The 19,002-nt window shown below is 62.7% G+C and carries 22 protein-coding genes; 6 read left to right on the top strand and 16 right to left on the bottom strand.

Features of this window, described 5'->3' with window-relative positions; all coding sequences use genetic code 11:
- Positions 1 to 2: 2 nt before the first annotated feature.
- The 8 genes from hemW to J3P96_RS01885 all read right to left on the bottom strand — a co-directional run bounded on the left by hemW (position 3) and on the right by J3P96_RS01885 (position 6,400).
- Positions 3 to 1,202, bottom strand: a complete 1,200-nt coding sequence (hemW, locus tag J3P96_RS01850; RefSeq protein WP_434654963.1) for a radical SAM family heme chaperone HemW — start codon at positions 1,200 to 1,202, stop codon at positions 3 to 5.
- On the bottom strand, positions 1,199 to 1,795 hold the full coding sequence (gene rdgB / locus J3P96_RS01855; RefSeq protein WP_434627368.1) for an RdgB/HAM1 family non-canonical purine NTP pyrophosphatase: 597 nt from the start codon (positions 1,793 to 1,795) through the stop codon (positions 1,199 to 1,201). Before rdgB ends, hemW begins: the two co-directional genes overlap by 4 nt.
- Positions 1,792 to 2,226 carry a DUF4426 domain-containing protein gene (locus tag J3P96_RS01860; RefSeq protein ID WP_305498164.1) on the bottom strand — a complete coding sequence of 145 codons (435 nt, stop codon included), beginning with the start codon at positions 2,224 to 2,226 and terminating at the stop codon, positions 1,792 to 1,794. The genes rdgB and J3P96_RS01860 overlap by 4 nt, the downstream gene beginning before the upstream one ends.
- Positions 2,227 to 2,252: 26 nt before the next feature.
- Positions 2,253 to 2,873: a methionine biosynthesis protein MetW gene (gene metW / locus J3P96_RS01865; protein WP_305498166.1), complete on the bottom strand. Its 621-nt coding sequence runs from the start codon at positions 2,871 to 2,873 to the stop codon at positions 2,253 to 2,255.
- A 7-nt stretch (positions 2,874 to 2,880) separates the two neighbouring features.
- Positions 2,881 to 4,020 carry a homoserine O-succinyltransferase MetX gene (metX, locus tag J3P96_RS01870; RefSeq protein ID WP_434654967.1) on the bottom strand — a complete coding sequence of 380 codons (1,140 nt, stop codon included), beginning with the start codon at positions 4,018 to 4,020 and terminating at the stop codon, positions 2,881 to 2,883.
- 239 nt (positions 4,021 to 4,259) lie between these two features.
- On the bottom strand, positions 4,260 to 4,850 hold the full coding sequence (locus J3P96_RS01875; RefSeq protein ID WP_434571181.1) for a YggT family protein: 591 nt from the start codon (positions 4,848 to 4,850) through the stop codon (positions 4,260 to 4,262).
- Between the two features lie 10 nt (positions 4,851 to 4,860).
- Positions 4,861 to 5,679, bottom strand: coding sequence for a pyrroline-5-carboxylate reductase (gene proC / locus J3P96_RS01880; protein WP_434571183.1), 819 nt, complete (start codon positions 5,677 to 5,679; stop codon positions 4,861 to 4,863).
- Positions 5,680 to 5,707: 28 nt separating this feature from the next.
- Complete coding sequence (locus J3P96_RS01885; protein ID WP_434654969.1) at positions 5,708 to 6,400, bottom strand: YggS family pyridoxal phosphate-dependent enzyme; 693 nt, start codon at positions 6,398 to 6,400, stop codon at positions 5,708 to 5,710.
- 55 nt (positions 6,401 to 6,455) lie between these two features.
- Here J3P96_RS01885 and J3P96_RS01890 point away from each other — a divergent pair, with 55 nt between their 5' ends.
- Positions 6,456 to 7,490, top strand: coding sequence for a type IV pilus twitching motility protein PilT (locus J3P96_RS01890; RefSeq protein ID WP_434571187.1), 1,035 nt, complete (start codon positions 6,456 to 6,458; stop codon positions 7,488 to 7,490).
- A 147-nt stretch (positions 7,491 to 7,637) separates the two neighbouring features.
- Here the strand turns inward: J3P96_RS01890 and J3P96_RS01895 are convergent, their stop codons facing one another.
- Complete coding sequence (locus tag J3P96_RS01895) at positions 7,638 to 8,249, bottom strand: C40 family peptidase (RefSeq protein WP_434654972.1); 612 nt, start codon at positions 8,247 to 8,249, stop codon at positions 7,638 to 7,640.
- Positions 8,250 to 8,498: 249 nt separating this feature from the next.
- On the opposite strand from J3P96_RS01895, the gene J3P96_RS01900 reads away from it, so the two are divergent.
- Positions 8,499 to 8,927: an NINE protein gene (locus J3P96_RS01900; RefSeq protein ID WP_434571190.1), complete on the top strand. Its 429-nt coding sequence runs from the start codon at positions 8,499 to 8,501 to the stop codon at positions 8,925 to 8,927.
- A gap of 132 nt (positions 8,928 to 9,059) precedes the next feature.
- On the opposite strand, the gene J3P96_RS01905 is transcribed toward J3P96_RS01900, so the two are convergent.
- The 7 genes from J3P96_RS01905 to gshB form a co-directional block, all read right to left on the bottom strand.
- Complete coding sequence (locus J3P96_RS01905) at positions 9,060 to 10,331, bottom strand: dihydroorotase (RefSeq protein WP_434654974.1); 1,272 nt, start codon at positions 10,329 to 10,331, stop codon at positions 9,060 to 9,062.
- On the bottom strand, positions 10,328 to 11,332 hold the full coding sequence (locus J3P96_RS01910; RefSeq protein WP_434654976.1) for an aspartate carbamoyltransferase catalytic subunit: 1,005 nt from the start codon (positions 11,330 to 11,332) through the stop codon (positions 10,328 to 10,330). The genes J3P96_RS01905 and J3P96_RS01910 overlap by 4 nt, the downstream gene beginning before the upstream one ends.
- A 24-nt stretch (positions 11,333 to 11,356) precedes the next feature.
- Complete coding sequence (gene pyrR / locus J3P96_RS01915; RefSeq protein ID WP_434654978.1) at positions 11,357 to 11,863, bottom strand: bifunctional pyr operon transcriptional regulator/uracil phosphoribosyltransferase PyrR; 507 nt, start codon at positions 11,861 to 11,863, stop codon at positions 11,357 to 11,359.
- Positions 11,864 to 11,945: 82 nt separating this feature from the next.
- Entirely contained in the window at positions 11,946 to 12,383 is a 438-nt protein-coding gene (gene ruvX / locus J3P96_RS01920) for a Holliday junction resolvase RuvX (RefSeq protein ID WP_305498182.1), read from the bottom strand.
- Positions 12,383 to 12,952, bottom strand: coding sequence for a YqgE/AlgH family protein (locus J3P96_RS01925; protein ID WP_305498183.1), 570 nt, complete (start codon positions 12,950 to 12,952; stop codon positions 12,383 to 12,385). Before J3P96_RS01925 ends, ruvX begins: the two co-directional genes overlap by 1 nt.
- Before the next feature lie 214 nt (positions 12,953 to 13,166).
- Complete coding sequence (locus J3P96_RS01930) at positions 13,167 to 14,063, bottom strand: TonB family protein (protein WP_434571196.1); 897 nt, start codon at positions 14,061 to 14,063, stop codon at positions 13,167 to 13,169.
- Between the two features lie 76 nt (positions 14,064 to 14,139).
- Complete coding sequence (gene gshB / locus J3P96_RS01935) at positions 14,140 to 15,093, bottom strand: glutathione synthase (protein ID WP_434627385.1); 954 nt, start codon at positions 15,091 to 15,093, stop codon at positions 14,140 to 14,142.
- 224 nt (positions 15,094 to 15,317) lie between these two features.
- Between gshB and J3P96_RS01940 the strand changes: the two genes are divergently transcribed.
- The 4 genes from J3P96_RS01940 to J3P96_RS01955 all read left to right on the top strand — a co-directional run bounded on the left by J3P96_RS01940 (position 15,318) and on the right by J3P96_RS01955 (position 18,924).
- Entirely contained in the window at positions 15,318 to 15,746 is a 429-nt protein-coding gene (locus J3P96_RS01940) for a response regulator (protein ID WP_434571200.1), read from the top strand.
- Between the two features lie 48 nt (positions 15,747 to 15,794).
- Positions 15,795 to 16,160 (top strand): twitching motility response regulator PilH, encoded by a 366-nt coding sequence (pilH, locus tag J3P96_RS01945; protein ID WP_186612056.1) that lies wholly within the window; start codon positions 15,795 to 15,797, stop codon positions 16,158 to 16,160.
- A gap of 10 nt (positions 16,161 to 16,170) precedes the next feature.
- Positions 16,171 to 16,710, top strand: a complete 540-nt coding sequence (locus J3P96_RS01950; RefSeq protein WP_434654981.1) for a chemotaxis protein CheW — start codon at positions 16,171 to 16,173, stop codon at positions 16,708 to 16,710.
- Positions 16,711 to 16,863: 153 nt separating this feature from the next.
- Positions 16,864 to 18,924 carry a methyl-accepting chemotaxis protein gene (locus J3P96_RS01955; protein WP_305498193.1) on the top strand — a complete coding sequence of 687 codons (2,061 nt, stop codon included), beginning with the start codon at positions 16,864 to 16,866 and terminating at the stop codon, positions 18,922 to 18,924.
- Positions 18,925 to 19,002 lie beyond the last annotated feature (78 nt).

A 19,002-nucleotide genomic window follows, 5' to 3' on the forward strand; every position in this document is an offset into this window, starting at 1 on the left:
GATCAGCTCAGAAATTTTTGCAGCAGGTCGTTGAGAAACAGCTGTCCGCGCTCGGTCGCCGCCAGACGTGACGGTTCGACCTGTAACAACCCGCTTTGTTCGGCTTCGCGCCGGCCTTCGGCCAGGCTTTCCAGGGTCAGCCCGGTGCGCTGCGGATACAGCCGCGACGGCACGCCTTCGGTGAGGCGCAGCGCGTTCATCAGGAACTCGAAAGGCAGCTCTTCGTTGGCGAGGCTCTTTTCCCCGGCCAGGAAGCGCTTGGCCGGATTGAGATAATCCTTCGGCAAACGGGTCTTCCAGGTGCGTACGATGCGCCCGTCCGGATGGCTGAGCTTGCCGTGGGCACCGGCACCGATACCGATGAAGTCGCCGAAGCTCCAATAGTTGAGGTTATGTCGCGCCGCCCGTCCGGGCTGGGCATAGGCCGAGACTTCGTACTGGGCGTAGCCATGCTCGGCGAGCAGCGCTTGCCCGGCTTCCTGGATGTCCCACAGCGTATCGTCTTCCGGCAAGGTCGGCGGCTGGTTCCAGAACACCGTGTTCGGCTCCAGCGTCAGTTGATACCAGGACAGGTGGGTTGGCTTCAAGGCGATGGCCTGGCGCAGGTCGCTCAAAGCGTCGTCGAGAGACTGGTCGGGCAGGCCATGCATCAGGTCCAGGTTGAAGTTGTCGAAGCCGGCCTGGCGAGCCATACCGGCGGCGCGCACCGCCTCGTCACCGTTATGGATCCGCCCCAGGGCCTCAAGCTTGGCCTGTTGGAAACTCTGAATACCGATGGACAGGCGATTGATGCCCAACGCCCGATAGGCGATGAATTTTTCCTGCTCGAACGTGCCGGGGTTGGCTTCCAGGGTGATTTCAATGTCGTGGGCGAACGCTATCCGCGCCTCGACACCCTTGAGCAATCGGCCCAGGGCCCGGGCGCTGAACAAGCTCGGGGTACCGCCACCAAAAAACATCGAGCTCAACGAGCGACCATGAACCGCGTGCAAATCCTGGTCGAGGTCGGCCAGCAGAGCGTCGACATACTCCTCTTCCGGCAACTGCGGGCTGGCGGTGTGGGAGTTGAAATCGCAATACGGGCATTTGCGCACGCACCACGGGATGTGGATATACAGCGCCAGGGGCGGCAGCTCCGGTAGCGGGGTCCGGGGCGTTTGTACACCGCCATGAATCAGCGGTGCGGGAGCGTCGTCGATCATTGCAGGCCCAGGCGTTGACGCAGCAGGGCCATGGCGCGGGCGCGGTGGCTCAATTGATTTTTCTCCACCGGCCCCAGCTCGGCGCTGGAACAGTTGCGCTCGGGTACCCAGAACAATGGGTCATAGCCAAAGCCGTGCTCGCCGCTGGCCTCGGTAAGGATGCGCCCGTGCCACAAGCCTTCGCAGAGGATCGGCAACGGGTCGTCGGCGTGGCGCACCAGGGCCAGCACACAAACGAACTGTGCGCCGCGTTCGGCCTCGGGCACATCCTTGAGGGCTTCAAGCAGCTTGGCGTTGTTTGCCGCATCACCTTTGCCATCGGCGTAACGGGCCGAGTAGATGCCCGGCGCGCCGCCGAGGAAATCAACCGCCAGACCGGAGTCATCGGCCAGCGCCGGCAGCCCGGAAATGCGCGAGGCATTGCGGGCCTTGAGGATGGCATTCTCGACGAACGACAGGCCGGTTTCTTCCGGCTCGACCTGGCTGAATTCCCCGATCGAGCGCAGTTGCACCGATCCGCCGAGCATGGCCTGGAGTTCCTTGAGTTTGCCGGCGTTGTGGCTGGCCAGCACGAGTTGGGTGAGGTTCATCATTGGCCCGGGAACAGTTCCTGGTTGAAGTTGATGGTGTTGATCTTGTCGCCGGTCTGCACCTTGATCTCGAAAGTCCGGGTTTCCTGCTGGTCCACCGGATATTGGGCAATGTAATAGATCGCGCCTGGTTCAGTGACCTGGCGGAAGGTGAGGGTGACTGTCTTGCTGGTCAGGTCCTTCACCGTGCCGCTGACCTGGGCGATCAGTGGCTTGCCACCCTTGAGCACCGAGACATTGATCACGCCCTGGTTCTTGCTGCGGATCAGCTCGGCGGCCTTGGCGATGTCGGGTGTCAGGAAGGTGGAATTGAACGTGTTGTAGTGCACGGTCACGTCACCGAACACTTCCTTGCGCTCGGCCTTGATGACGTCGGCAGCCATGGCGCCCACGCTCAGGCAGGTGGTGATTAAGAACAACGCTAGACGCTTCATGTCGTGCTCCTGAAAAAGGCCGGTGCTCACACCGCGACCTTGTGGTCGGCGAGGCCCGGGCTGCTGACCCGATAGATGCCTATTTCACCTAACAGATTAGGCCATAGCTTGCTGGCCCACCCGTGGCGGTGCTGCTGGTCCACCGCCAGGCGATCGATGACCTTGGCCTTGCGTTCGCGGCACAGTTCTTCGAAATCCTCGAAGGTGCAGAAATGGATGTTCGGCGTGTTGTACCAGGTGTACGGCAGGAATTCCGAGACCGGCATCCGCCCCTTGCTCGCCAGGTACCAGCGGCAGCGCCAATGGCCGAAATTGGGGAAGGTGATGATGCACTGGCGGCCGACACGGAGCATTTCGTCGAGAATCTTGTCCGGATAATGCACGGCTTGCAGGGCCTGGGTCATGACCACGATGTCGAAGCTGTTGCTGGCGAAGTTGCCCAGGCCCTTGTCCAGGTCCTGCTCGATGACATTGATGCCCTTGGCCACGCACTCGGCGATGTTGTCCGGGTCGTTTTCCAGGCCGTAGCCGGTGACTTGCTTGTTGTCGCGCAGCCAGGTCAGCAGTTCGCCGTTGCCGCAGCCCAGGTCGAGCACGCGGCTGCCGGCGGGGATCCATTCCTGGATGATGTCCAGATCGGCTCTCATGGCGTCCTCACAGCGTAATACGGTTCATGTAGTTGCCGAACGCCTGCAGGTAACGCGGGATCGGAATCAGAAAGGCGTCGTGGCCCTGGGGCGCGTCGATTTCCAGGTAGCAGACGTCCTTGCGCGCGGCCATCAGCGCATCCACCAGTTCCCGGGAGCGGGCCGGGGAGAAACGCCAGTCAGTGGTGAACGACATCACGCAGAACCTGGCGGTGGCGTTGGCGAAGGTTTTCGCCAGGTTATCGTCGAAGTTCGCCGCCGGATCGAAGTAGTCCAGCGCCTTGGTCATCAGCAGGTAGGTGTTGGCGTCGAAGCGCCCGGAGAACTCCTCGCCCTGGTAGCGCAGGTAGCTTTCCACCTGGAACTCGACGCTGTGGAAATCGTAGTTGAGCTTCTCGCTCTTGAGCCCACGGCCGAATTTTTCGCCCATGGAATCGTCGGACAGGTAGGTGATGTGTCCGACCATCCGCGCCAGCATCAGCCCGCGCTTGGGAATCACACCGTGCTCCTGGAACGAGCCGCCGTGGAATTCGGGGTCGGTGAGGATCGCCTGGCGCGCCACTTCGTTGAACGCGATGTTCTGGGCCGACAGCTTGGGCGCCGAGGCGATCGCCAGGCAGTGGCGTACGCGATCCGGGTAGGTAATGGTCCATTGCAGCGCCTGCATGCCGCCGAGGCTGCCGCCGATCACCGCCGCCCATTGTGCGATACCGAGGCGGTCGGCCAGGCGTGCCTGGCTGTGGACCCAGTCTTCCACGGTCAGCACCGGGAAATCGGCGCCGAACGGCTTACCGGTGTCCGGGTTGAGACTGCTGGGACCGGTGGAGCCGTTGCAACCACCGAGGTTGTTCAGGCTGACCACGAAGAACCGGTTGGTGTCGATGGGCTTGCCGGGGCCGATGCAACTGTCCCACCAGCCAGGCTTGCGATCGTCGACGCTGTGGTAGCCGGCGGCGTGGTGGTGCCCCGACAGCGCGTGGCAGATCAGCACGGCATTGCTCGCCGTGGCATTGAGGGTGCCATAGGTTTCGTAGATCAGGTCATAGGCTGGCAACGAACGACCGCAGGCCAGGGCCAGGGGCTCGCTGAAATGCGCCATTTGCGGCGTCACCAGACCAACGGAATCGGGGGGAAAGGCAGCTGGCATCGACCCTGCTCTCGTTGAAATGAGGCGTAAGTCTAAAGACCGCTGGGGTTAGCGGCAAGCAAAGGGCGGGGTAGATTACCGCCGATTAATCCCGTGGCGAGGGAGCTTGCTCCCGCTGGGGCGCGAAGCGGCCCTGAAACCTGCTGCCCGGGACTGTCTGGCAGACGGTGGCGCCTGGTTTGGGGCTGCTTCACGCAGCCCAGCGGGAGCAAGCTCCCTCGCCACGGTTGCGGTGCAAGTCAGATCAACACCCGCAAGATCTCCGGCATCATGGTCATTGCCGCCAGGTTGTTGATTACCAGCATGTCGATCAGCTTGATCACCATGAATGCCAGTATCGGCGAGATATCCAGGCCGCCGAGGTTCGGCACGATGCGGCGGAACGGCGCCAGGGCCGGCTCGCAGATCTGGTTCACCAGCTCGGCGCCCGGGTTGTGGCTGCCCGGCGCGACCCAGGACAGGATCACACTGATGATCATGGCAAAGAAGAAGATGTTCAAAAACAGCGCGGCGACGCCAATGAGCGACCAGATCAGCAGTTGCAGCGGGTTGCCGGTGGTGCCGTAGGTCAGCAGCAGAGTCAGGGCCATCAGCGCCAGTTGCACGAGGATCGCCAGCACCAGCGACGACATGTCCAGGCCGAACAGGCTCGGGATGATCCGGCGTAGTGGCTTGAGCAGCGGTTGGGTCGCCTTGACGACGAACTGGCACAGCGGGTTGTAGAAGTTGGCGCGCACCAGTTGCAGCACGAAGCGCATCAGCACGATCAGCAGGTACAGGCTGCCGAGGGTTTGCAGGACGTAGACCGCTGCAGTGTTCAATCCAATCATGAATGGCTCCTTATTGGCCCAGTTGTTCGGCCATTTCGGCCGAGCGGTGCGCGGCGGCGCCGAGTGCTTTTTCCACCAGGGCTTCGAAGCCCCCGGCCTGGAAAGATTTGATGGCCGCTTCGGTGGTGCCGGCCGGCGAGGTCACGCGGCGACGCAATTCCGCTGCATCGACATCGCTGGACACCGCCATGTGAGCGGCGCCGAGAGCAGTCTGCAAGGTCAGTTGGGCAGCGATCTCACGGCTCAGACCGAGTTTTTCTCCGGCGGCGGTCATGGCTTCGATCAGCAGGAAAAAATACGCCGGGCCCGAGCCGGAGACAGCGGTGACCGCGTCCAGTTGCTGCTCGGTGTCCAGCCACAGCGCCAGGCCCACGGCTGACAGCAGCTGTTCAGCCTGCTGGCGTTGCTCGGCGCTCACCTGTGCGGTGGCGAACAGGCCGCTGACGCCCTGGCGCAGCAGTGCCGGGGTGTTGGGCATGCAGCGCACGATCGGCTGGGCGCCGAGCCAGTTATTCATGCTGGCGCAGGTAATGCCGGCGGCGATCGACACCACCAGTTGATGAGGCTTGAGGTGCGGCCGAAGTGCCTCGCACACGGACTTCATTGCTTGCGGCTTGACGGCCAGCACGATGACGTCCACACCCTCGATGGCCTGGGCGTTGTCGGCGAAGGTTTCGACGCCGTGCTCGGCGCTCACCCGCTTGCGGGTCTCTTCACCCGGATCGCTGGCGCGGATCATGGATGCGTCCAGGCCCTTGGCCCGCAGGCCGCCGATCAGGCTGGCGGCCATGTTGCCGGCGCCGATGAAGGCAATACGCGTGTTACTCATGACAGGTCCTTATAAAGAGATAAGTGAGTCAGCTGGGCGCTTGGCCGTAGTCACGCGCCCCAAACAGCGCTGTGCCGATGCGCACCCAGGTGGCGCCTTGGGCAATGGCGGATTCAAGGTCATGGCTCATGCCCATGGACAAGGTGTCCAGCGGCAGGTCCAGGCTGGCTTGCAACTGTTGAACCTTGGCGAAAGCTGCATCCTGTTCGGCGCGATCGTCGGTTGGTTCGGGAATCGCCATCAACCCACGCAACTTGAGATGAGGCAGCGTGCTGATGGCATTGGCGAGGGCGGGCAGGTCCGCTGGCGTGCAGCCGGACTTGCTGGCTTCACCGCTGACGTTGACCTGGATGCAGATGTTCAGCGGCGGCAGGTCGGCCGGGCGCTGCTCGGACAGGCGTTGGGCAATTTTCAGGCGATCCACGGAGTGCACCCAGTCGAAATGTTCGGCGATAGCGCGCGTCTTGTTCGATTGAATGGGGCCGATGAAGTGCCAGATCAAGGGCAGGTCGGTCAGTTCGGCCTGCTTGCCCAGCGCTTCCTGCAGGTAGTTCTCGCCGAAGTCCCGCAGGCCTGCGGCATGGGCATCGCGCAGGGCCTGGGCCGGCTTGGTCTTGCTCACCGCCAGCAGCTGGACGCTGTGTCCTGGGCGCTGGGCGGCCTGCTCCGCGGCATGGATGCGCGATCTAACCTGAGCAATGTTGTCTGCTATGGTGGTCATAAAGAGAGGCCAGCGGTCTGAGGTTCGCGGCATTCTACTGGAATTGAGGAGCGCTATGGATATCACTGAATTGCTGGCGTTCAGCGCCAAACAGGGGGCGTCGGACCTGCACCTGTCCGCCGGGCTGCCGCCGATGATCCGCGTGGACGGCGATGTACGGCGGATCAACCTGCCGGCGCTGGACCACAAGCAGGTTCATGAACTGATCTACGACATCATGAACGACCGCCAACGAGTGGATTACGAGAAGTTTCTGGAAACCGATTTTTCCTTCGATGTACCCGGCGTGGCGCGATTTCGGGTCAATGCCTTCAACCAGAATCGGGGCGCGGGGGCAGTGTTCCGGACTATTCCCTCAAAAGTCCTGACCATGGAAGACCTGGGGATGGGCGAGGTGTTTCGCAAGATCACCGAGGTTCCTCGCGGGCTGGTGTTGGTAACCGGGCCGACCGGCTCGGGCAAGTCCACCACCCTGGCGGCCATGATCGACTATCTGAACAGCCACAAGCACCATCACATCCTCACCATCGAAGACCCCATCGAATTCGTGCATGAACCGCGCAAGTGTCTGATCAACCAGCGTGAAGTGCATCGCGATACCCAGGGTTTCTCCACGGCGCTGCGTTCGGCCCTGCGGGAAGACCCGGACGTGATCCTGGTGGGGGAGATGCGCGACCTGGAGACCATCCGGCTGGCGCTGACCGCCGCCGAAACCGGGCACCTGGTGTTCGGCACGCTGCATACCACGTCGGCGGCCAAGACCATTGACCGGGTAGTGGACGTGTTTCCTGGCGACGAGAAGTCGATGGTCCGCTCGATGCTGTCGGAGTCGCTTCAGGCGGTGATTTCCCAGACGCTGGTCAAGAAGATTGGCGGCGGCCGCATCGCGGCGCACGAGATCATGCTGGGCACTTCGGCGATCCGCAACCTGATCCGCGAAGACAAGATCGCGCAGATGTATTCATCGATCCAGACCGGCGGCTCGCTGGGGATGCAGACGCTGGACATGTGCCTGAAGGATCTGGTGAGCAAGGGCCTGATCAGCCGCGAGCACGCGCGAGAGCGGGCGCGTACGCCGGATAATTTTTAGAGAAGTGGTGCTTTTGCAGGCCTCATCGCGAGCAAGCTCGCTCCCACACTTGATCTTCAGTGACCACAGAAATTGTGTTCGCCGCAAATCAAATGTGGGAGCGAGCTTGCTCGCGATGGGGGCCTCAGCTAGAGCAAAAATGCTGGATCAGCGCTGAACGACCCGCATCGCCCCCGGCTCTTTCGGCAGCACGCGCTTGGCAACCACGTAATGGGTGTTCCAGTACGGCTTGTTCAGGGTGTCGATGGTCACCGACTTGCCCCGGCGCGGGGCGTGAATGAAGCGGTCGTTGCCCAGGTAGATGGCCACGTGGTTGACCCGACGGCTCTTGAGCTTGAAGAAAATCAGGTCGCCGGGCTTGAGGTCCTTGCGCTCGACTTTCTCGCCATGGCCGGCAGCCATCGCATTGGAGGTACGCGGCAGGTCGAACGTGGCGTCATTGAACGCGTATTTCACCAGACCACTGCAATCGAAACCTTTACTTGGGCTGCTGCCGCCCCAACGGTAAGGTGTGCCCAGTACATTCACGGCGCGGCTCAGCACATTGCTGGTGGTCTTGGTCGCCATGGGTGGCACCAGCCGGCTGTGAGCGTTACTCACACGCTGGACGTTTTGCCTGTTTTTGCTCGTTGGAGCAGAAACGTGGGATTTGGGCGTATAGCCGTTGATGTTCGGAAGACGTTGCTCACGGTTGGTGGCGTGGGCGGCCAGTGGCAATAATAGGCAAATGGTCAGCCATGTCTTGAAAAATGGACGCATTAGGCAGGGCTCATAAAGGTTAGCGCGCAACTTTATAACAGCTTTTTTCACCTTTCCGAGGCCGTTTGTCGATCCGGAACCCAGCGTGAACGCCGCATAATTGCGACAATTTGACCCGATTGTCCGACAAGGTCCCCGTAATCCGGGCGTTTCCCCGACGCGAGTCGCTCATGACCGCTTGTCGGCGAGACATGTAAAAGTCACAAAAGATCCGAACAAATTTTTCTATCGAGGCAAAAGAGGCCATTCATGAACAGCTATCAGCAGGGCGCAATCCGCGATACCCACAGCAAAGTCATCGGGTATCTGCTGTGGATTCTCGGTTTTACCGGCGCCCACCGTTTCTATTACGGCAAGCCGGTCACCGGCACGATCTGGTTCTTCACCTTCGGGCTGCTGGGCATCGGTTGGTTGATCGACCTGTTCCTGATCCCGGCCATGGACCGCGAAGCCGACCTGCGCTTTACCCCAGGGCCGATCGAGTACAGCGTCGCGTGGATTCTGCTGACGTTTCTCGGGGTGCTGGGCGTGCATCGCATGTATCAAGGCAAGTGGCTCAGCGGGATCATCTACCTGCTAACTGGCGGGGTGTTTTTTCTGGGGGTGCTGTATGACTTCTGGACGCTGAACGATCAGGTGTCGATTCGTAATGCGCAGAAGCGTGGGGCTTTCCAGTAAGACAGTCAGATCGAGGTGCCTGCATTCGCGAGCAGGCTCGCTCCCACATTGGATCGAGGTGTCCACAGATCATGTGTTCACTGAAGATCCCTGTGGGAGCGAGCCTGCTCGCGAAAAGGGCGACGCGGTTTGTCAGGCCTGGTGGGTAATCCGCCCATCCATCAAGGTGTAGCGCACCACGCCCGGCAAGCTGTGGCCGAGGAATGGGCAGTTGTCACCCTTGGAACGCCAGGCTTCGCCGGCCACGGTGGAGGCGGCCGGGTCGAACAGCACCAGGTCCGCCGGCGCGCCCACCGCCAGTTTCCCGGCTGGCAGCTGCAGCGCCTGGGCCGGGCCAGCGCTCAGGCGTGCGAGCAGGGTCGGCAGATCCAGCAAACCGTCTTCCACCAGCGTCAAGGCCAGCGGCAGCAGCAGTTCAACGCTGCTGATGCCCGGCTCGGTGGCGCCGAACGGTGCCAGCTTGGCATCGCGCTCGTGGGGTTGGTGATGGCTGGAAATGGCCGAGATCACCCCGGACTGCACGGCCTCGCGCAAGCCGTCGCGGTCGGCGCGGGTGCGCAGCGGCGGCTGGACGTGATAGACGCTGTTGAAATCGATCAGCGCTTCGTCGGTCAGGATCAACTGATACAGCGCCACATCGGCGGTCACCGGCAAGCCTCGGGCCTGGGCCTGGGCGATCAGCGCGGCGCCACGGGCACTGGTCAGCTGGCTGAAGTGCGCACGGACGCCGCTCTGCTCAACCAACAGCAGGTCCCGGGCCAGGGCCACGGTCTCGGCGGTTTCCGGGATGCCCGGCAAGCCGAGGAAACTGGCGGTCGGGCCTTCATGGGCCAGGCCACCTTCGGCCAGGTCGTGGTCCTGGGAGTTGAAGATCACCGTCAGGCCGAAAGTCGCCGCGTATTCGAGGGCGCGGCACAGGGTCCGGGTATTGCGGAAACTGTTGAGGCCGTTGCCGAACGCCACGCAACCGGCATCACGCAGGGCGATGAGTTCGGCCAGTTGTTCGCCTTCCAGGCCTTTGCTCAGTGCGCCAATCGGGAAGACCTTGGTGTTGCCGGCCTCGCGGGCGCGGTCGAGGATCAGTTCGGCCACGGCCGAGGTGTCCAGCACCGGCTTGGTTTGCGGCGGGCAGCACAGGCTGGTCACGCCACCAGCGGCGGCGGCGCGGGTTTCGCTGACGATGCTGCCTTTGCGGCTGTAGCCCGGCTCGCGCAGGGCAACGTTCAGGTCCACCAGGCCGGGCGCGGCCACCAGGCCTTGGGCGTCGAGGACCTCGGCCGCCACGAAGCCTGTCGGTGCGGCGCCGAGGGCGACGATCTTGCAGGCATCGATATGGATGTCAGTCACTTGATCCAGGCCGCTGGCCGGATCGATCACGCGTGCGCCGAGAATGCTGAGCTTCACTGGGCGTTCTCCTGGTCGAATTGGCGCTGGGCCGTTTGCCCGCTCATGGCCATGGACAGCACGGCCATGCGGATGGCGATGCCGTAGGTCACCTGGTTGAGGATCACCGAGTGCGGCCCGTCGGCCACCGCCGACTCGATCTCCACGCCGCGATTGATCGGCCCCGGGTGCATGACGATGGCGTCCGGCTTGGCGCCGGCCAGGCGCGCGGTGGTCAGGCCGAACAGGCGGTAGAACTCGCCTTCGCTGGGCAACAGGCCGCCAGCCATGCGCTCGCGTTGCAGGCGCAGCATGATCACCACGTCCACATCCTTCAGGCCTTCGGTCATGTCGGTGTAGACCTTCACGCCGTATTGCTCGACGCCGATGGGCAGCAGGGTTTTCGGTGCGATCACGCGGATGTCCGGACAGCCGAGGGTCTTGAGCGCGAGCATGTTCGAGCGGGCTACCCGCGAGTGCAGGATGTCGCCGACGATGGCCACCGACAGGTTCTCGAAGCTGCCCTTGTGCCGACGGATGGTCAGCATGTCCAGCATGCCCTGGGTCGGATGAGCGTGACGGCCGTCGCCACCGTTGATGATCGCCACTTGCGGGCACACGTGTTCGGCAATGAAATGCGCCGCGCCGGAGTCGCCGTGGCGCACGACGAACATGTCGGCGGCCATGGCTTCGAGGTTGCGCAGCGTGTCGAGCAGGGTTTCGCCCTTGCTCGCCGAGGATGTCGACACGTTCAGGGTGATCACGTCCGCCGACAGCCGCTGGGCCGCCAATTCGAAGGTGGTGCGGGTGCGGGTGGAGTTTTCGAAGAACACGTTGCACACGGTCTTGCCGCGCAGCAACGGGACTTTTTTCACCGCCCGGGCGCCGACTTCGAGGAACGAGTCGGCGGTGTCGAGGATTTCTGTCAGCAGCTCGCGGCGCAGGCCGTCGAGGGACAGGAAGTGCCGCAGCTGGCCCTGATCGTTGAGCTGCAGCGGGCGCTTGGTTTCGAGAGGCGTCATCGCGATGGACTCTGGCAAGGGCAGTTAAAGGGCGAGGTCTTGCAGTTCGAGTTGCAGCGGCGCCGGGCCGGACAGCTTGACCCGTTCATGGGCCGCCAGCGAAAGCGTCGCGCCGACCACGTTAGGGCGGATCGGCAGTTCGGCGGCGTCCAGGTCGAGCAGGCAGACCAGCGTCACGCTGGCCGGGCGACCATAGTCGAACAACTCATTCATGGCGGCGCGGATGGTCCGCCCGCTCATCAGCACGTCGTCGATCAGCACCAGGTGCTGGCCTTCGATCTCGAACGGCAGCGCCGAAGGGCGCACTTGCGGGTGCAGGCCGTTCTGGCTGAAGTCGTCGCGGTAGAAGGACACGTCCAGGGTGCCCAGCGGCGAGTCGCTGCCCAGTTCATCGAGCAAGGCCTGGGCAACCCAGACGCCGCCGGTGCGAATGCCGATGTAGCGCGGTTCGCTGATGCCACGTTGTTCCAGGTGCGCCGTGAGACGGATCGCCATCTGGCTGATCAGTTCGGCAGGATTGGGCAGGCTCATGCTGGCTCCTTCAGGTTTGCGGGTCGGTGCTCATGACTCGGCTTGTCGCTAGAAGAAAGCGCCTTGGCGGCGCTTTCAAAAATCAGGTTTCGAACAGGGCGGCGTTGGCATCAAGCCAGCCTTGCAGCAGCAGGGCGGCGGCGATGGCGTCCACCGGATTGTCGCGGTAACTGCCTTTCTGCCCGCCGCGCATCAGCCGCTCGCCCTTGGCCTCGAAGGTGGTCAGGCGCTCGTCATGGGTGTAGAAAGGCAGATTGAAGCGGCCATTGAGCCGGCGAGCGAATTTTTCCGCACGCAGGCACATGTCGCTGGGCGTGCCGTCCATGTTCAATGGCAGGCCGACCACCACGGCGTCGGGTTTCCATTCCTTGATCAGCGCTTCGACCTGGTTCCAGTCCGGAACGCCGTTCTGCGCTTTTAATGTGCACAGCTCGCGGGCCTGGCCGGTAATGACCTGGCCGACCGCGACGCCGATCTGTTTGGTGCCGTAATCAAAGCCCAGCAGCAGGCGCAGGGCCATCAGGCGTGGCCCGCCTGGCTGGTAAGCAGGCCCAGGTTCACGCCCAATCGGCTGGCCGCCGCTTCCAGGCGCAACTCGCTGCTGGTGTTGAACAGGATGTCGGCATCGAACGGGCACGTCAGCCAGGCGTTGTCAGCCAGCTCGGCTTCCAGCTGCCCGGGTTCCCAACCGGCATAGCCCAGGGCGATCAGGCTCTTTTCCGGGCCGACGCCGTCGGCGATGGCAAACAGCACGTCCTGGGAGGTGGACAGCGACACGCCGTTCAGATCAACGGTGGCCTGGAATTTGGGGCCCGACGGATGGAGCACGAAACCGCGATCGGTCTGCACCGGGCCGCCGATGAAAATCGGTACGTGCTGACACAGGAGTGGCGGCTCGACCTCGGGACGCAGCTGCTCAAGGATATCCGCCAGGTTCAGCTCCTGCGGGCGGTTTACCACCAATCCCATGGCCCCATTGGCCGTGTGCTCGACGATGTAGGTCAAGGTATGGGCAAAGTTCGGATCGGCCATGTGCGGCATGGCAATCAGGAAGTGATGCTTGAGGTACGTGGGGCTGACGTTTTTCATAGGCGCTAGTGTGGCGGCGCATGGCCGAACTGACAAGCCGGGAAATGCTTCGATCTGGCCGGCGACATCGAACAATTGTGGGAGCGGGCTTGCTCGCGAAGGGGCCGGCACAGCCGACGGATCTCTGGTGGCAGGGCTGCCGTCTTCGCGAGCAAGCCCGCTCCCACAGGGGCTCCGTGGCTAGCTCAAAGCTCTGGTCCACCCTCGATGTAAATCAGTTACTGGACAGCCGATCGCCCCGGGCAAATTTCCAGGTGCGGATGATTTCCAGGCGGTCGATGTCCGACAGGTCCCCGGTGAACGGCGCGAACGGCGCGGCCAGGCGCACGATCCGCTGGGCGGCCTGGTCCAGCAGCGGCTGGCCGGAAGACTCAAGCACCAGCACTTCATACAGCGAGCCGTCGCGGTTGATCGAAACCATCAGCCGCAAATTGCCGTAGATCTGTTTGCGCCGGGCTTCCTCGGGGTAGTTCAGGTTGCCGATACGCTCGACCTTCTTGCGCCATTCATCCTTGTACCAGGCACCCTTGTCGCGCATGGTCGACGCGGCGCTCAGGCGGTGGATGCGCGGGCGCTTGGCGTACAGCTGCTGTTCCTGGGCCAGTTCGGCCTCCAGGCTGGCGATGTCGCTGGACAGCTGGGAGCTGTCGAAGGTCGGTTCCGGCGCCTTGGGCTTGGGATCGGGCTTGACCTCTTCCTTGACCGGGGCCTTTTTCGGCTTCGGCGCGGTAGTGGTCACGGCGGCCTTGGGCGCGGTTTCCTGAACTTCCGGCTTGGCGGCCGGCGGTGGGGTGATCTTCTGGACCTTGTTGTCCTGGAACGGCGCGATTTCGGTCGTCTTGGGAATCGCTTTCTTTTCCAGGGTGCCGCTGCCCTGCTGGTTTTCCTGAGCAAGGAAATCGGCCTTCTGCGGCTTGGTTTCGCTCTTGAAGGTCGCCAGGGTGATCTCCAGGGTCTGGCTGATCTGCTTGGGTTCGACCGTGGCAAACCCGACGCCCAGCAGCACCGCCAGGTGGATCAGTGCCGCCAGGAACAGCGTAAAACCGAGGCGATCAGCCGGGCGCACGCCACGATGGGCGAGCTCTTGGGGCAGATCGGACGGGAGTGTCATGACAAGGAAACCAGCATCACGTTTTTTCAGGCCGGGCATGATAACGCAATGTGGGTTTCCTTCATCAGGATCTGGATCAACGCGCCTTGAGCTTCTGATCGATGGCATCCATCAGCATCCCGCCGATGTCGGTGCCAAAGGCATTGTCGATCTCGCGGATGCAGGTCGGGCTGGTGACGTTGATCTCCGTCAGGTGCTCGCCGATCACGTCCAGGCCGACGAACAGCAGGCCTTTCTCGCGTAGCGTCGGGCCGACCTGGGCGGCGATCCAGCGGTCCTTGTCGGTCAGCGGGCGGGCTTCGCCACGGCCGCCAGCCGCCAGGTTGCCACGGGTTTCACCGGCCGCCGGGATGCGCGCCAGGCAATAGTCCACCGGCTCGCCGTCGATCATCAGGATGCGCTTGTCGCCGTCGACGATGGCCGGCAGGTAACCCTGGATCATGATCTGTTGCTTGCCATGCAAGGTCAGGGTTTCGAGGATTACCGACAGGTTCGGATGGCCGGCGGTGTGACGGAAGATCGACGAGCCGCCCATGCCGTCCAGCGGCTTGAGGATCACATCGCCGTGGTGATCGGCGAATTCGCGCAGCACGTCCGGGCGACGGCTGACGATGGTCGGCGGCGTGCACTGCGGGAACAGCGTGGCGAACAGCTTCTCGTTGCAGTCGCGCAGGCTCTGGGGCTTGTTGACCACCAGCACACCGGCGCTTTCGGCCTGCTCCAGCAGGTAGGTGGAGTAGACGAACTCCATGTCGAACGGCGGATCCTTGCGCATCAGGATCACGTCCAGATCGCTCAGCAGCGCGTCGCTTTCCGCGCCCAGTTCGAACCACTTCTCAGGGTTGGCGAAGACCTTCAGCGGCTTCATTCGCGCGCGCGCCTGGCCCTCGGCCTGGTAAAGGTCGCGCTGTTCCATGTAGAACAGCTCCCAGCCGCGCTTCTGAGCGGCCAGCAGCATGGCCAGCGAGCTATCCTTCTTATAGGAAATGCTGGCGATTGGGTCCATGACAATGCCGACGCGTACGCTCATGGCTTGGTTCCTCGAAAATGGGGTGGGCACGAATGGCTTGAAAAAGTGGCGTCAGAGTGGCGCCCCGAAGTTTGGCGGTCAAGGAAAAACCGCCGTGCCGAGCGGCTGATAGATCGGCGATGGAGACTGTGCTAAAAAGGCTGCCATGTGACGTGCGGGCCTTGAACATCAAGGGTTTGCGCTGTCGATCACACTTACGCGTTAAAAACCGGTTTGCAGTGGCAATGGCAGAGCATCTCACGCAGCAGCAACCCAGCGCCTTGAAGGTCATGGTCATCGACGACTCGAAGACCATCCGCCGCACCGCCGAGACCTTGCTGCGCAACGTTGGCTGCGAGGTCATCACGGCGGTCGACGGCTTCGACGCCATGGCCAAGATTGTCGACCACCATCCGGGCATCATCTTTGTCGACATCATGATGCCGCGCCTGGACGGTTACCAGACCTGTGCCCTGATCAAGAACAACAGCGCCTTCAAGGCGACGCCGGTGATCATGCTGTCGTCCCGCGACGGTCTGTTCGACAAGGCCAAGGGGCGCATCGTCGGCTCCGATCAGTTTCTGACCAAGCCTTTCAGCAAGGAAGAATTGCTGGGCGCGATACAGGCCCATGTCCCGGGTTTTGCCGCTGTCCAGCCGCACCAGGCACATTAATGACGCTCGGCCTTCGGCCTGGGGTCTACAGAAGAAATGGGGAACACCATGGCACGAGTTCTGATCGTCGATGATTCGCCGACCGAAATGTACAAATTGACCGGCATGCTGGAAAAGCACGGCCATCAGGTCTTGAAAGCCGAGAATGGCGCCGACGGCGTGGCCCTGGCCCGCCAGGAAAAGCCCGACGCAGTGCTGATGGACATCGTCATGCCCGGCCTCAATGGGTTCCAGGCCACGCGCCAGCTGACCAAGGACCCGGACACGGGGCATATCCCGGTCATCATCATCACCACCAAGGACCAGGAAACCGACAAGGTCTGGGGGACCCGCCAAGGGGCGAAGGACTACCTGACCAAACCGGTAGACGAAGAAACCCTGATCGCGACCTTGAACAAAGTACTGGCGGGTTGAACGCGCGGCCATGAGCCACTCCCTGACCGCATTCGAACTGTTGCTTCAGATCGATCGGCGCTGTCGGCTGCTGGGCGCGGACCTGCCGTCCCAGCCAACCCATCGCGACAGCTGGAGCGGGATCGGTTTTCGCCTCGGCGAGCATTGGTACGTGGCGCCCATGGGCGAGGTCAGCGAAGTGCTGCACGAGCCGCGCTACACGTCGTTGCCCGGGGTCAAGCCATGGGTTCGCGGAGTGGCTAACCTGCGCGGGCGTTTATTGCCGCTGATGGACCTGTGCGGTTTTTTCGGTCACGAGCTGTCCAGTGTGCGCAAGCAGCGGCGGGTGCTAGTGGTCGATAACGAAGAAGTCTTCGCCGGCTTGCTGGTGGACGAAGTCCTCGGGCTGCAGCATTTCGCCCAGGGCAGCCTGGAACCGGTTTCGCCGGGCCACCTCGATGGCCCGGAATCGGCCTTCGTCCAGGGCCGTTTTCCTGGCGATCGGCAGTGGCAGGTGTTCAGCCCGTTTGCCGTGACGCGTTCGCCAGGGTTCATGAATGTGGCGGTTTGACAGGCCGCAGCGCGGCCTCTGTGGGAGCGAGCTTGCTCGCGAAGGCGCCAGTACAGTCAACATTGATGCAAGCTGTACCGCCGCTATCGCGAGCAAGCTCGCTCCCACATTGGAATGGCAGTGGTTTGAGGTTTTGGGGACAGGCGAGTACCGATGATCAAAGCAAAAACAGGCAAGCCTCTGGAAGCGTCGCGCAGTCGGTCGCAGATCATCGTGCTGTTCGTCGCGCTGATTGTCTTCATCATGCTGTTATTCGCCAACTTCGCGTACCTCAACACCCAGTCCACCTATGACAAACAGTACATCGGCCACGCCGGTGAGCTGCGTGTGCTGTCCCAGCGCATTGCCAAGAACGCCACCGAAGCCGCGGCCGGCAAGGCCGCCGCGTTCAAGTTGCTGAGTGATGCGCGCAACGATTTCGCCCAGCGCTGGGGTTACCTGAAGCAGGGTGACCCGGTGACCGGCCTGCCTCCGGCGCCCGCCACCCTGCGCCCGCAGATGCGCGCGGTACAGCTGGACTGGGAGCGCCTGCTGAAGAACACCGATGCGATTCTTTCCAGTGAGCAGACCGTCCTGTCGCTGCACCAGGTGGCGGCAACCCTCGCTGAAACCGTGCCGCAACTGCAGGTCGAATACGAAAAAGTTGTCGAAATCCTCTTGCAGCGAGGCGCCCCGGCCTCACAGGTGGCCATGGCCCAGCGCCAGTCACTGCTGGCCGAGCGTATTCTCGGCGCGGTGAATACCGTATTGGCCGGCGACGAGAACGCCAGCCAGGCTGCCGACACCTTCGGCCGTGACGCCGCGCGTTTTGGCCAGGTGCTCAATGGCATGCTGCAAGGCGACCCGACCTTGAAGATCCCCCAGGTCCAGGATCGTGACGCCCGGGCGCGCCTGACGGAAATCAGCGAGTTGTTCGAATTCGTCTCGGGGTCGGTGGACGAAATCCTCGAGACCTCCCCGGAGCTGTTCAAGGTCCGCGAGTCGGCGGGCAACATCTTCAACCTGTCGCAGACCCTGCTCGACGAAGCCTCTCACCTGGCCACAGCTTTCGAGAACCTGGCCGGCGGTCGTTCCGTCAACAGCATCGGCGGGTATGTGCTGGGCCTGCTCGCACTGATGTCGATCATCCTCATCGGCCTGGTGATGGTGCGTGAAACCAACCGCCAATTGCGCGAAACCGCGGAAAAGAACGAGCGCAACCAGAACGCGATCATGCGCCTGCTGGATGAAATCGAAGACCTGGCCGATGGCGACCTGACCGTCACCGCCTCGGTTACCGAGGACTTCACCGGGACCATCGCCGATTCCATCAACTATTCGGTGGACCAATTGCGCGATCTGGTGGCGACCATCAACCTCACGGCCGGCCAGGTGGCCGCCGCCGTGCAGGAAACCCAGGCCACGGCGATGCACCTGGCCCAGGCGTCGGAACACCAGGCCCAGCAAATTTCCGAAGCTTCGACTTCAATCAATGAAATGGCCCAGTCCATCGACCAGGTATCGGCCAACGCGGCCGAGTCGTCGGCGGTGGCCGAGCGCTCCGTGGAAATCGCCAACAAGGGCAACGAGGTGGTGCACAACACCATTCATGGCATGGACAACATTCGCGAGCAGATCCAGGACACCGCCAAGCGCATCAAGCGCCTCGGCGAGTCGTCACAGGAAATCGGCGATATTGTCAGCCTGATCGATGACATCGCCGACCAGACCAACATCCTTGCGCTCAACGCGGCGATCCAGGCGTCCATGGCGGGCGATGCCGGTCGGGGTTTTGCGGTGGTGGCCGACGAAGTGCAGCGCTTGGCCGAGCGCTCCTCGGCGGCCACCCGGCAGATCGAGACGCTGGTGCGGGCGATCCAGGCCGACACCAACGAAGCGGTGATCTCCATGGAGCAGACCACTACCGAGGTGGTGCGCGGTGCCCGACTGGCCCAGGATGCCGGCGTCGCCCTGGAGGAAATCGAGGGCGTTTCCAAGACCCTGGCGGCGCTGATCCAGAGCATCTCCAACGCGGCGCAGCAACAGACCACCTCGGCGGGACAGATTTCGCTGACCATGAACGTGATCCAGCAGATCACCAGCCAGACCTCGTCCGGCTCAACCGCCACGGCCGAGAGCATCGGCAACCTGGCAAAAATGGCCAGCCAGCTGCGCCGCTCGGTGTCCGGGTTTACCTTGCCCGCGGCACCTGTGGCGGATGAGGATAAGGTGTGATTGGGCTGCTGGGAGGATATGTCCCTGTGGCAAGGGCGCTTTTGTGGCGAGGGAGCTTGCTCCCGCTGGGGGGCGTAG

Origin of the sequence: Pseudomonas sp. R3-56, from assembly GCF_051132075.1 — a bacterium.
Classification (GTDB): Bacteria; Pseudomonadota; Gammaproteobacteria; order Pseudomonadales; family Pseudomonadaceae; genus Aquipseudomonas.